At 37.8% G+C, this 13,244-nt stretch carries 13 protein-coding genes; 9 read left to right on the top strand and 4 right to left on the bottom strand.

Annotated features, from left to right (window positions below; translation table 11 throughout):
• The first annotated feature begins 340 nt into the window (after positions 1-340).
• Both ompA and bioD read left to right on the top strand, forming a co-directional pair.
• On the top strand, positions 341-1,426 hold the full coding sequence (gene ompA / locus P375_RS09930; protein WP_039136598.1) for a porin OmpA: 1,086 nt from the start codon (positions 341-343) through the stop codon (positions 1,424-1,426).
• Between the two features lie 227 nt (positions 1,427-1,653).
• Complete coding sequence (gene bioD / locus P375_RS09925) at positions 1,654-2,388, top strand: dethiobiotin synthase (RefSeq protein WP_039136596.1); 735 nt, start codon at positions 1,654-1,656, stop codon at positions 2,386-2,388.
• A 76-nt stretch (positions 2,389-2,464) separates the two neighbouring features.
• Here bioD and ppnN read toward each other — a convergent pair whose 3' ends face one another.
• From ppnN to P375_RS09910, 3 genes are read right to left on the bottom strand one after another with little or no spacing between them, the layout of a single operon-like run.
• Complete coding sequence (ppnN, locus tag P375_RS09920) at positions 2,465-3,835, bottom strand: nucleotide 5'-monophosphate nucleosidase PpnN (RefSeq protein ID WP_039136594.1); 1,371 nt, start codon at positions 3,833-3,835, stop codon at positions 2,465-2,467.
• Positions 3,836-3,852: 17 nt separating this feature from the next.
• A complete protein-coding gene (gene queF / locus P375_RS09915; protein WP_039136675.1) occupies positions 3,853-4,698 on the bottom strand; it encodes an NADPH-dependent 7-cyano-7-deazaguanine reductase QueF in 846 nt (281 codons plus the stop codon).
• A gap of 25 nt (positions 4,699-4,723) precedes the next feature.
• A complete protein-coding gene (locus P375_RS09910; protein ID WP_039136592.1) occupies positions 4,724-5,515 on the bottom strand; it encodes a Zn-ribbon-containing protein in 792 nt (263 codons plus the stop codon).
• Between the two features lie 84 nt (positions 5,516-5,599).
• Between P375_RS09910 and P375_RS09905 the strand changes: the two genes are divergently transcribed.
• The 5 genes from P375_RS09905 to P375_RS09885 all read left to right on the top strand — a co-directional run bounded on the left by P375_RS09905 (position 5,600) and on the right by P375_RS09885 (position 10,942).
• Positions 5,600-5,920, top strand: a complete 321-nt coding sequence (locus P375_RS09905) for a YqcC family protein (protein WP_013744889.1) — start codon at positions 5,600-5,602, stop codon at positions 5,918-5,920.
• Positions 5,913-6,638 carry a tRNA pseudouridine(65) synthase TruC gene (truC, locus tag P375_RS09900; protein ID WP_039136590.1) on the top strand — a complete coding sequence of 242 codons (726 nt, stop codon included), beginning with the start codon at positions 5,913-5,915 and terminating at the stop codon, positions 6,636-6,638. Before P375_RS09905 ends, truC begins: the two co-directional genes overlap by 8 nt.
• Positions 6,639-6,814: 176 nt before the next feature.
• Positions 6,815-7,774 (top strand): TAXI family TRAP transporter solute-binding subunit, encoded by a 960-nt coding sequence (locus P375_RS09895; RefSeq protein ID WP_021461702.1) that lies wholly within the window; start codon positions 6,815-6,817, stop codon positions 7,772-7,774.
• A gap of 87 nt (positions 7,775-7,861) precedes the next feature.
• On the top strand, positions 7,862-10,513 hold the full coding sequence (locus tag P375_RS09890) for a TRAP transporter permease (protein WP_039136588.1): 2,652 nt from the start codon (positions 7,862-7,864) through the stop codon (positions 10,511-10,513).
• Positions 10,514-10,942 carry a universal stress protein gene (locus P375_RS09885; RefSeq protein ID WP_039136586.1) on the top strand — a complete coding sequence of 143 codons (429 nt, stop codon included), beginning with the start codon at positions 10,514-10,516 and terminating at the stop codon, positions 10,940-10,942. It begins immediately after the preceding gene.
• A 57-nt stretch (positions 10,943-10,999) separates the two neighbouring features.
• Here the strand turns inward: P375_RS09885 and folX are convergent, their stop codons facing one another.
• Entirely contained in the window at positions 11,000-11,368 is a 369-nt protein-coding gene (folX, locus tag P375_RS09880) for a dihydroneopterin triphosphate 2'-epimerase (protein WP_039136584.1), read from the bottom strand.
• Between the two features lie 71 nt (positions 11,369-11,439).
• Between folX and P375_RS09875 the strand changes: the two genes are divergently transcribed.
• Both P375_RS09875 and P375_RS09870 read left to right on the top strand, forming a co-directional pair.
• Complete coding sequence (locus P375_RS09875; RefSeq protein WP_039136582.1) at positions 11,440-12,483, top strand: AI-2E family transporter; 1,044 nt, start codon at positions 11,440-11,442, stop codon at positions 12,481-12,483.
• Between the two features lie 60 nt (positions 12,484-12,543).
• Positions 12,544-13,176, top strand: coding sequence for a LysE family transporter (locus P375_RS09870; protein WP_039136577.1), 633 nt, complete (start codon positions 12,544-12,546; stop codon positions 13,174-13,176).
• Positions 13,177-13,244: the final 68 nt, after the last annotated feature.

Raw genomic sequence — 13,244 nt, 5'->3', positions numbered from 1 at the left:
GTACTATAATTGTTGTGAGTGCATTTGAAAGACAACTATACTAGCACAAAATCTTATAAAGAAGAGGTTTATCCGCAATTAGACATCGGATCGTCTCAAAAATTTTTAAAAAATCAAAAAACAATGTTTAATTGTCGATTAATTAGTCTTAATTTGTTTATTTTTTATGCAAAAATTAAAGAAAAGTTTGCTTTTATGTTTTGCAATAGCGATAATAAACAGCACCAAATAAATGAGAAAATTTCATTTATTTAGGGGCTGGATTGAATTTACTGTTATTGGAAGTAAATGACGATCCAAATAATCCAAATATAGATGATAAATTCAAGAGGATTTTATAATGAAAAAGACTGCAATCGCATTAGCAATTTCAGGATTAGCATTCGTATCAGTAGCACAAGCAGCTCCTCAAGCAAACACTTTCTACGCTGGTGCGAAAGCTGGTTGGGCATCATTCCACAATGATGTTAAACAATTTGATAATATCTATGGTCAAGATGCTTATAGTACTTTTGACCAAGATGATAAATTTGGAGTTCATCGTAACTCTGTAACTTACGGTGTATTCGGTGGTTACCAAATCACTGATAACTTCGCTGTTGAAGCAGGTTATGACTTCTATGGTCAATTAAAAGGTCACCAAGGTGACAGTGTTCGTGCACGTCACACTGCCCACGGTTTAAATCTTAGCTTAAAAGCAAGCTATCCGGTAGCTTATGTTGACGGTTTAGACGTTTACGGTCGTTTAGGTGCAGCATTAATCCGTTCTGATTACACTGCTCACGAAGACGGTGAAAAAGTATTGTCTGAACACAAATTAAAAGTATCTCCAGTGTTCGCAGCTGGTGTTGAATATGCAATTCTTCCTGAATTGGCAGCACGTTTAGAATACCAATGGGTTGCTAAAGTAGGTAAAGTTGATCAGTTCGATGATATATCTTACAGCCCAAGTATTGGTTCTGTATCTTTAGGTCTTTCTTACCGTTTCGGTCAGTCAGCAGCTCCTGCACCAGTTGTTGAAGTAATCAACAAAAAATTCGCATTAAGCTCTGATGTATTGTTCGCATTCGGTAAAGCAAACTTAAAACCTGAAGCAGCACAATCATTAGATAATTTACAACAAGAAATCTCTAAAGTTGGTACTTTATCTTCTGTTGAAGTTGCAGGTTACACAGACCGTATCGGTTCTGACAAATATAACCAAAAACTTTCACAAGAACGTGCTAACACAGTTGCTAACTACTTAGTTTCTAAATCAATCTCTCCAGATGTGATTAAAGCAGTTGGTTACGGTGAAGCTAACCCAGTAACTGGTAACACTTGTGATGCAGTTAAAGGTCGTAAAGCATTAATCGCTTGCTTAGCACCAGACCGTCGTGTTGAAGTTTCTGTAAGTGGTCAACACCAACAAACTATTGAACAATAATTTATTTATTGTTTATTAACTTAGCTGAAAATCCCGGATTACCGGGATTTTCTTTTTTATCTCTTTGTCAGAGAATTACTCTCTCATTTTTCTACTCCATTTGATAGTAAGAGTTCAAAAATTTTTTAGCTCTTAAAATAAATCTACAAAATATTGTGTTAGCTCAATTTTTCGAAAAAATAACTTTATTATAATTTTCTGCGGTTTTTTGATAAAAGGAATAAATAATGAGTTGTTTTTTTGTAACGGGTACGGATACAAATGTTGGTAAAACGGTAGTGAGTCGCGCTATTATTCAAGCGTTGCAATCACAGGGAATTCATATTGTCGGTTTTAAGCCTATTGCCTGTGGGGAAGAAGATAGCATTTATACTGAAAATCGTATTGATGATCTTAAACAACAAACAGAAGATAATAAAGATGTTAAGACATTATTGGATAGTACAAATGAAGCGGTAACATATAAAGATATAAATAGCTATACTTTTACAGAAAGTAGTTTACCGGTATTAGCTGCACTGAATGAAATTGATAACATCGACGTGAAAAAAATAGATCAGGATCTTGCCAAGTTAACTTCACGTTATCAATCAGTATTGGTTGAAGGGACTTATGGATGGCTTACTCCGATTAATAAAGAGATGACCTTTGATCGTTGGGTTAAAGAGCATAAAATGCCGGTGGTATTAGTTGTTGGTATTAAAGAGGGCTGCGTCAATCACGCATTATTAACAGCACAATCTATAATTACTTCTGGTGTGCCGCTATTAGGCTGGGTGGCAAATCGTATTAACCCTTGTTTGCGCCATTATGCTGAAATCATCAAATTATTACACGAAGTGATTGATGCACCATTGTTGGGAGAAATTCCTTATATTCATCGCCCAGAACAGCAGCAATTAGGGCATTTTATTACTAATCTTGATCGCCTAACTTGTTTACAAACTGAACTTTGCAAATAAAAAAGCGGCTACATTATGATCTGCACCCCAAAAGTTGGACTTATTACCCAACATACAGAGGTGCAGATTTTTTATCCTATTTTACAATTTCATAGCAAGGCACATAGGCTTCCGTACTTGGCAATTTCATTCTATGTTGCGCAATAAAATCTTTTAATAGATTTTCCATATTTTCCAATACCATCGCATCACCGTGTAGCTTAAAAGCACCATATTTTGCAATTGCGTCTTTAGTATTAGGTTTAATATTGCCGGCAACAATCCCTGAGAATGCGCGTCTTAAATTAGAAACCAAATCCATTAATGGTTGATCTAAATGGAGATTTAATGCTGCCATTGATTGATGATTTGGTTCAAATGGCGCTTGTAGTATCGGATCAATTTTTAGCATCCAATTAAAACTGTAAGCATCGCCTTTTTCAAAACGTTGTTGTTTAATGTTATCCATTGCCTGTTTTGCATAACGTGCGACTGCAACTGGATCATCAATGATAATTTCATATTGTTTACGTGCTTCTTCACCTAATACTTTGCTGACAAAACGGTCGATAGTTGCAAAATAATCTGCACAGGAAGATGGGCCAGTTAAAATCAACGGGATTGTTTGATTGCGATTGTCAGGATGTAATTTAATACCGAGCAAGAATAAAAATTCTTCAAATGTTCCTGGGCCACCAGGGAAAATAAGGAAAGTATGTCCCAATCGAGTAAATGCTTCCAAACGTTTTTCAATATCCGGCATAATGATTAACTCATTTACAATTGGATTTGGTGGCTCAGAGGCAATAATTGAAGGTTCGGTAATACCAATAAAGCGACTGTCTTTATAGCGTTGATTGAAATGCCCAATAGCAGCACCTTTCATTGGTGCTTCCATTACACCAGGCCCACAACCGGTTACAATATTTAATTCACGATATCCTAATTCTAAACCAACAGCACGACAGTATTGATATTCTGTTTCATTAATAGAATGCCCACCCCAACAAACGACTAAATTAGGATCTTCTCCAGTGCGTAATGCTTTTGCATTCCTTAAAATAGAAAAGACTTGATTGGTAATTTTAGCACTTATATCTGCTTGGCTTAAATGATTGCCAAGAAAACGATCTTGGTTAATTTGAACAAAAATAATGTCACGTAGCACAGCAAATAGATGATATTGAATATTACGAATAATTTTATCATCGACAAATGCACTTTCTGGTGGATTGAGTAATTCTAAAGCGATTCCTCGTTCACGCGTCAATAGGTTGATCGCAAAATCGGGATATTTACCAAGTAAAGCTCGGCTGTCGTCTGTTATTGCACCGGAATTCAATACTGCCAAAGAACAGTTTCGATAAAGCGGATAAAGATCTCCTTCAGCACCTTGTTTTAACCGAGCAACTTCCAAATGAGAGAGTTGATCCATACTGCCACGCGGATTAATGTAATAAATACTCATATTTCTCCTTATTGTTGTTATTGGCGAGCCAAACGAAGATTGGCAGGAATTTGTTCAAAATTAGAACGAAATGGATTGATATCCAAACCGCCACGGCGGGTATAACGAGCGTATACCGTTAATTTTTCTGGTTTTGCATAATACATTAAATCGCAAAAAATACGCTCCACACACTGTTCGTGAAACTCGTTATGTTGGCGGAAAGAGATCAAATAGCGTAAAAGTTTTTCTTGATTAATCTCACGCCCGACATAGTGAATTTGAATGCTACCCCAATCGGGCTGTTGTGTGATTAAACAGTTGGATTTCAGTAAATGGCTGACTAAAGTTTGTTCTACTTTTTCACTGTTATTATCAACGCAGTTTTGCAATAAATCGGCATTAAATTGGTAATTATCGATCACAATATCCAGCTGATCGATGCAAATTCCTTCAAGATATGCAATCTTTTGTTGTTGGTAATATTGCAAATCGTGCAGTGTCACTTTAACTTTACCGTTGGCACATTGCTGTAAATCTTGCTGAATTGTGGTTTCGACCTGCTGTTTGTCGGCAAAATGTGTCTGATTGAAACTGTTGAGATAGAGTTTAAAACTTTTTGACTCAATCAAATTTTCACTGTTGCAATCCAACACCACATCAGCAATCGCTACTTGTGGCACGCCATTTTTATTAAGCCACGAAATTTCATAAAGTGTCCAAATATCAGCACCTTGTGTAAAAGGTTGTTGTGATAAGATACCGAGCTGTTCACGGTTGAGTTTGCGAGGCACAGCTTGCAGTAATGAGGGGCGGTAATCTGTAGCGTATGTTGTTTTTTTTCCTAAAGTGAGTTTTATAAGGCTTTCGTCCTGATAATCTATCATATGTAATCCTTTGATTTTGTTATTATTGTATGTCCCAAGATAAATTAGAGACTAAACGGCAATGATCGCATTTGAATTGGAAAAGGTTTATTGCCTCAGCTAGCAGCCATTCTTTGCCACAACAAGGGCAACACCTTGCTAATTCTCGTTGCTTATCCTTTTCACCTACACGATAAAGATAGTAATAAACCGGGCGTTGTAAGTGGCTCTCCAACTGCTGCCGTAAAGCATAGCCTTGGCGTGAGAGCAGACTGGTAAAATCACTGATTTGATAAGTTGCCTCATTGACCAGAACATTGCCATTCATTTGCAATTGGTCGCAAGCCTGCCAATCCTCTTGCCAACGAATACAATTCATACCGAGTTGCGCATTATTGTAACAAAAATGATAAAGCGGAACAGGCAATAATTGTTGCAGCGTACAAATCGGTGAACTGCTTTTCAGATAATTGGTGTAAAGCACCAGTTGATCATCGTCTGTTAACTGCGTACAGGTTTCATCTGAATTGAGATCAATCGCCTGTAATTCTTCATTTGCCGGGAAAATGCCGGCTTGTGCTAATTTATCTAACGCCATTGTAACAAACTCACTGTTATGACGAGCGTGCAGCGCATCTTGCTCCGGACAATTGGCATCAATTTCAAAGGTGAGCAAGTTTTCGTCAGAGAAGTAATAGGTAAGCGGAATTTCGCGGCCAATAATTTGTCCGTTATAACGCCAAGCATCAATCAGTTGATTGCAGAGCATCACGCTTTCGTTGATGTGGTAGGCGGTATGATTTTTCGCGACAAGGTTAATTTTGGTTAAAAACATAAATTCACTCTTATACAAAATAACAAAATGGATATACTATGGCGTTTTAAAAAACGCTATTGTAATCAAAAAAAGAGAGCAGTGATGAAAAAAGAAAATTTATTAGCGGAATACTTATCTGAATTACAACAAATTATGCAGCAACATCAATTGTGGCAACTACAACCACCACCGGCTTCAGCGTTTGAAAGTCAACAGCCGTTTGCGCTGGATACGATGGAGGCGACAGAATGGTTACAATGGATTTTTATCCCACGTATGTCAGCGTTAATTGAAGCAGAAGCACCTTTGCCGACAGCTATTGCGATTTCGCCTTATCTGGAAGAGGCATTAAAAGAACATCCGCATTTGCCTCATTTGCTAGTGCCGATTCAAAAAATTGAGGTGTTGTTGACCAATGTCTGATCAGCAAGCATTACCAATTTTATACCAAGATCAAGCGTTAATTGCGGTTAATAAGCCGGCAGGAATGTTGGTACATCGCAGCTGGTTGGATAAACACGAAACGGAGTTTGTGATGCAGAAGTTGCGCGATCAAATCGGGCAATATGTATTCCCAATTCACCGTTTAGATCGCCCGACTTCCGGTGTGCTGCTGTTTGCGTTAAGCAGTGAAATCGCCAATGCGGTTTGTCGCCAGTTTGAACAAAAACAGGTGAAAAAACAGTATCTTGCAGTTGTACGAGGCTATCTTACCGGGCAGGAAAGGATAGATTATCCGTTGAAACCGAAATGGGATAAAATTGCTGATAAATTTTCGCAGAAAGATAAAACGCCACAAGAAGCAGTTACTGATTATCAAGGTTTGGCAACGCTTGAAATTCCTGTTGCGGTTGGACGTTATGCCACATCACGTTATAGTTTGGTACGTTTAACGCCACAAACTGGACGCAAACACCAGTTGCGTCGACATTTAAAGCATATTTTTCATCCAATTATCGGCGATACACAATATGGCGATTTGCATCAAAATCGAGCATTTAGCGGCTATTTTTCAGTAAATCGACTAATGCTGCACGCAGAAAACTTGGAGTTATTACATCCTAAAACACAGCAGTTGTTACGGATTTCTGCACCACTAGATGAATCTTTTTCAAAAATTAGAAAACTTTTTGATACGTAATAACGCTTTTTGAGCAAATAAATCGTGAAAAATTTGTGATATTTCTTCAATTTTTCACAAAAAGTTAATATTGATTATTGCAAATCTTTGAGATGTCTTGTATATCTTATGGGTCTTCAGTTAAGACCTGAATGAGCAAACATAATATCTCGCCTTTTTACTAAAGAGGAACAACAATGAAAAAATTATTTAAATTAGGGATGGTTGCCGGTTTAATGATGACTTCCGCATCCGTGATGGCGGAAGATAAGTTCGTTACTATCGGTACTGGTGGGCAAACCGGTGTTTATTACGTTGTCGGTCAATCTATTTGTCAATTAGTGAACCGTGATACTGCAAAAACCGGTTTAAAATGTAATGCACCATCAACCGGTGCTTCTGTTGCAAACCTCAATGGTATTGCCAATAAACAATTGGATATGGGAATTGCGCAGTCTGACTGGCAATATCACGCTTATAACGGCACAAGTTCATTTGAAGGCAAGAAGAATGAAAAACTAAGAGCCGTATTCTCAATTCATCCAGAACCGTTTACTGTAATGGCTCGTGATGATTCAGGTATCAAAAGTTTTGATGATTTGAAAGGTAAACGTGTCAATGTTGGCGATCCGGGTTCAGGTACTCGTGCTACAATGAATGTTATTCTTAAAGCAAAAGGTTGGGATGATTCGGTGTTTAAAGTTGCATCTGAGTTAAAACCAGCAGAAATGGCTTCTGTAATGTGTGATAATAACTTAGATGCTATCACCTATAATGTTGGTCATCCGAACGGTGCATTAAAAGAAGCTGCTGCGTCTTGTGATGCACATTTAGTGCCGGTAACAGGTCCTGCGATTGATAAGTTGGTTGCAGATAATCCATATTATGCGAAAGCGGTTATTCCGGGTGGGCTTTATAAAGGTTCTGATCAGCCGGTAGATACTTTCGGGGTTTATGCAACTTTGGTTTCATCAACCGATGTTTCACCTGAAGTGGTTTATGATGTCGTGAAAGCGGTGTTTGATAATTTTGATCGTTTCAAACGTTTACATCCTGCATTTGCTAACTTGAAAGAACAGGATATGATCAAAAATGCATTATCAGCACCGTTGCACGAAGGTGCAGTGAAATATTATAAAGAGCGTGGCTGGATGTAAGCGCCTCTTATCATTTATTGGATTATTGAAGGCAGGAAGTTTTCCTGCCTTTTTTCGGTTTTGAGTTTTGATTTTAGGAGAGCTTGAATGACCTCAACAATAAAAAAACAAGCTGTAGATATTGAAGATCTACAGGATATGGTCGCCTCAAATGATAGCGGTGGTCGCAATCCATATGGTATCTCTAAATATGTGATTATTTGGACGGCAATTGCTTGGTCATTATTTCAAATTTATTATGCTTCGCCGTTGCCGTTTTTGTTACAAGAGGGAATTAAAAGTTTAGGTTGGAATTTGAATGTAGTGGTAGATGACACCAAAGCACGTTCAATCCATTTGGCATTTGCTATTTTCTTGGCTTATTTATCTTATCCGGCATTTAAACGCTCTCCAAAGCAGCATATTCCCGTGATTGACTGGATCTTTGCTGTTGTAGGAGCTGTTTTATGCCTTTACCCGATAATTTTTTACAATGAATTGGTTACTCGTTTTGGTGCGCCTAACCTACAAGATATTGTTGTAGGTATTGTCGGTATTTTGTTATTGCTGGAAGGCACACGGCGTAGTTTAGGATTACCACTAGTGGTGATTGCTGTTGTATTTCTGCTTTATAACTATTTCGGTCAATTCTTTCCGAGCAGTTGGCTAATAAGCCATAGAACTGGAACGCTATCTCACATTATTAATCAACAATGGGTAACTACTGAGGGTGTGTTTGGGGTGGCACTTGGCGTATCGACTAAATATGTGTTCCTATTTGTTTTATTCGGTGCATTGTTAGATAAAGCCGGAGCAGGTAACTATTTTATTAAAACTGCCTTTGCTTATTTAGGGCATTTACGTGGTGGCCCGGCTAAAGCAGCGGTTGTGGCTTCCGGTTTAACTGGGTTGATTTCTGGTTCATCAATTGCCAATGTGGTTACGACCGGCACTTTTACAATTCCGATGATGAAACGTGTTGGGTTTTCAGCAGAGAAAGCTGGTGCGGTTGAAGTGGCTTCTTCAGTAAATGGACAGATTATGCCGCCGGTAATGGGTGCAGCAGCATTTTTGATGATTGAATATATCAATATGCCATATAACGAGTTAATTACCCACGCTTTCTTGCCGGCTGTAATCTCTTACATTGCATTAGTTTATATCGTACATTTGGAAGCGTGTAAATTGAATTTGCAGGGCTTACCACGTCAAGATGTAGCAAAACCGTGGGTAGTTACCGTTTTAAGAGCATTATCTACTTTCATTATTATCTGCCTGCTCTATTTTGCTGTAGATTTCGGTTTGGGTTGGTTAAAAGTGGTAACGCCTGATTTTGCTTTTGTCATTGTTTGCTTATTGTTGGCAATTATCTATATGTTATTGCTATACCGTGTTTCTACTTTTCCAGATCTAGAAATTGATGAGCCGAATCAGGAAGTTGTGGTGTTACCAAGGGTTAAACCTACCGTTAATTCTGGGATGCATTTCTTACTACCTGTTGTGATTTTAATTTGGTGTTTGATGGTGGAACGTTTGTCACCAGGCTTATCTGCTTTCTGGGGTACAATGGCGTTAACTGTGATTTTATTAACACAACGTCCATTATTGGCTTATTTCCGTAAACAGGGCGATTTAGTAAAAAGTTTCAAACAGGGCTGGCAAGAATTAATTAACGGTTTAGAAACCGGCGCAAGAAATATGATTGGTATCGGTATTGCAACAGCAACAGCCGGTATTATCGTAGGCGTAGTGGCACTGACCGGTTTCGGCGTACAGTTATCTGGCATTATTGAGGTATTATCAATGGGTAATATCTTATTGATGTTGATTTTAGTTGCTGGGTTTAGTTTGATTCTTGGTATGGGATTGCCGACCACAGCAAATTATATCGTGGTTTCTTCCTTAATGGCAGGTGTTATTTTGGAAGTAGGTCGCCAAAATGGATTAATTGTGCCGTTGATTGCTATCCATTTATTCGTATTTTACTTTGGTATTATGGCGGATGTGACACCACCAGTTGGGTTGGCATCATTTGCCGCTGCTGCTGTTTCCGGTGGAAATCCAATCAAAACTGGTATGGTGGCATTCTTCTATAGTATGCGTACTGCGTTATTGCCGTTTCTATTCATTTTCAATACTGATTTGTTATTATTGAATGTCGACCTTTTCCACGGCGTGCTGATTTTCTTTGTGGCAACGATTGCAATGATGGTGTTTACTGCGGCAACAATGGGCTGGTTTATGACCAAAAATAAATGGTGGGAAACCATTGCACTGCTGTTGATTGCCTTTATGTTGTTCAGACCGGGCTTCTTTATGGAATATGTATCGCCAAGCCAGCGTCATATTCAACCGGAACATTTAATTGAAGAAGTGGCACACGCACCGGTTGGTGAGCCATTGACACTGAAAGTTTCTGGCGTGAATCCTTATGGCAAACAGATAGAATTCTTTGCTGAATTAAAAGTACCGGCAGGGGATAGCGGTGAAGAACGTATACAAAATATGGGCTTGACTTTATTGTCAACAGATGAACAGGTTGAAGTGAATGGTGAGCAGATTAAGAAAATCTTAATTGATAACGTTGAAATTGACTCGCCGGCAGCAAAAGCTAACCTTAATTGGGATCAGGTGATTTTAGATGTATCTTTGCCGTTGAAAGGTGCGTTTAATAAGGAATGGATGTTTATTCCGGCATTATCGATTTTGGCTGTTTTAGCGTGGAATCAACGTCGTCGTAAATTTACAAGGGGAAAATAGATGCAGTTATTTAATAAAATTTTAATCGCAGTGGATTTGGGGCATTTAGAGGGAGCAAAAAAGGCGGTGAGAACCGCCTTAGCAATGACGGAAGGCAATCCTGATGCCGTGTTGCGGATTGTCAGCATTGTGCCACCGTTGGGAAACAGCTTTGTTTCTTCATTGTTACCTCGAAACTTTGATAAGGATGTGTTGGCGGAAGCCAATAAACGTTTGCACGACTTTACTCAGGAAAACTTTCCGGCAGATCGTAAAGTGCAACATATCGTGGCACACGGTACGGTTTATGAAGAAATAAATACTATTGCACAAGAAAAGGATGTTGATTTAATCATTATGATGGCAACAAAACCGGGAAAGCCGGGATTAAGTTCCAATACCGTGAAAGTCGCACGTTTCAGTGAAAAACCAATTTTAATTTTGCGGTAGTTGTGATGAGAAGTCCTCCAATCTGCAATATTGGAGGATTTTTATCTGTGTTAATGATTAATTTCGTTCATAACGTAAACGTAATGACACTGAATCGGCATAGCGTAATGCAAACGGTTTGGCAATTTCTACTTCCGCCCATTCTACCGCTTCTGGTTCAGCAATAATTTCTAACACTTCTCGCACCATTCGTTCTAACAATGCGAATTTATGTGTTTCAACATAATGAATCACTTTTTTGGTAATAGTTCGATAATTCAATGCATCTTCTACATTGTCACTTAAACTGGCTTTTTCGCAGTTATAACCGAGTTGAATTTGCAGAACAACATCCTGTTTATTGTTAATTTCTTCCTCTTTAATTCCAATAAAAGTGCGTAAACGTAGATCGCTGATTGTAATCACGGCTGAATTAATAATTGGCATTATACCTCCTTATAGCATCGCTTTTTTGCTATTATAGCCTAGTTTAAAATTAAGATTGAACAGGAAATCCTATGGAAACAAATGTTGCTAAGAGCAATATTAAAAATGTCATTATTATATTGGCCTGTCTTGTGATTATTTTAGCGGGAATTAAATCTGCTGTTGAAATTATTGTACCGTTTTTGCTAGCACTTTTCTTGGCTATTGTTTGTACGCCACTTATTAATTTCTTAGTTAAATTAAAAGTGCCGTTATGGTTGGCGGTTATCGCATTATTGAGCTTAATTGTGATTGCATTGACTTTTTTCGCCGGCTTGGTTGGTACTGCTGTGAATGAGTTTTCCGCATCCATTCCAACTTACAAACAGTTATTAGCACAACGTATTTCCGGTTTGGCAGCAATTATGGATCGTTTTGATTTATATCGTTTTTTACCAAAAACTATTGTTGAAGAACATCTTGATCCGAATATTATTATGGGACTGATCCGCCGTCTTTTGACTGGAATATCTGGTGTGATTACCAATGGTTTTGTGTTGTTGTTAATTGTGGTGTTTATGCTGTTTGAAGCACCGAGTATGAAACAAAAATTGGCAATTTTTTTCCAAAATAAACAGGAGAAAAAAGAGCTGGAGAATATTCAACGAGTGTTAAATAGTGTCATTAGTTATTTGGCAATTAAAACTTTTGTGAGTTTGTTAACCGGTGTGTTGGTGTGGGCAGCGTTGGCAATATTAGGGATACAGTATGCGGTGCTTTGGGGAACGGTTGCTTTTTTGCTTAACTATATTCCTAATATCGGTTCAGTTTTAGCTGCTATTCCGGTTGTTGTACAAGCATTAATTCTAAATGGTTATAGTGACAGTTTGCTAGTGGCGATAGCTTTTTTGGTTATTAATATGATTATAGGTAATATTATTGAACCACGTTTGATGGGAAGAACATTAGGCTTGTCCACTTTGGTTGTTTTTATCTCATTGATTTTTTGGGGTTGGTTGTTGGGATCGGTAGGAATGCTACTTTCTGTCCCGTTGACAATGGCGGTAAAAATTGCATTAGAATCAAGTGAAAATACAAAAAAATATGCCTATTTATTAGGTGATGGGCGAGAGTAAACGTGCTTTAAATTTAGAAAAAATCTGCCACTAACGGTAGAAATTATGTGGAATTAAGTAATGAATGGTTATTTATCTGAATTTTTAACGCTTGCGTTGGTGCATTTTCTTGCTGTAGTGTCGCCAGGACCGGATCTTGCCGTTACCACCGCAAATAGTGTTCGCTACGGAAGAAAAATAGGAATAATGACTGCAATAGGGATAGGTTTTGGTATTTCTATTCACGTTATTTATTCTCTGATTGGTTTATCATTTTTACACGAACAGAGTACATTATTTAATGTTATACGCCTTTTAGGTGCATTATATTTGCTCTATTTAGCCTATTTATTAATTGGTAGAGGTAAAGAAAGTGATAAAAGTTTTTCTGCTGAAGCCGAAGAAATAACTTCTTATAGCGCGTTTTTGAACGGTTTTTTAACCAATGTCCTCAATCCTAAAGCGGTATTATTCTTTGTGGCAATCTTTACTTCTTTGATTTCTCCGAATACACCTTTGTTTTTAAAAATTGGCTATGGTTTATGGATGTGCAGTGTGAATGCTTTATGGTTTACATTTGTGGCATTATTTTTTACTAAACCAGCAATACGACAGGCATTTTTATTAAAATCTCATTATTTTAATCGAATAATGGGCGTGATTCTTGCGCTATTGGCTTTTTATGTTGGCTATGAAATGTTAGGGATTGAATAAACAAACAGTAACTTAATCATTAAATAATGAAACGAGGAAATACTATTTTTTCCTCGTTATTCATACGT

It is taken from the genome of Gallibacterium genomosp. 2 (genome assembly GCF_000771895.1).
Classification (GTDB): domain Bacteria; phylum Pseudomonadota; class Gammaproteobacteria; order Enterobacterales; family Pasteurellaceae; genus Gallibacterium.
Note: the sequence above shows the minus strand (reverse complement) of the source record. Positions and strands in the feature narration are given on the sequence as shown.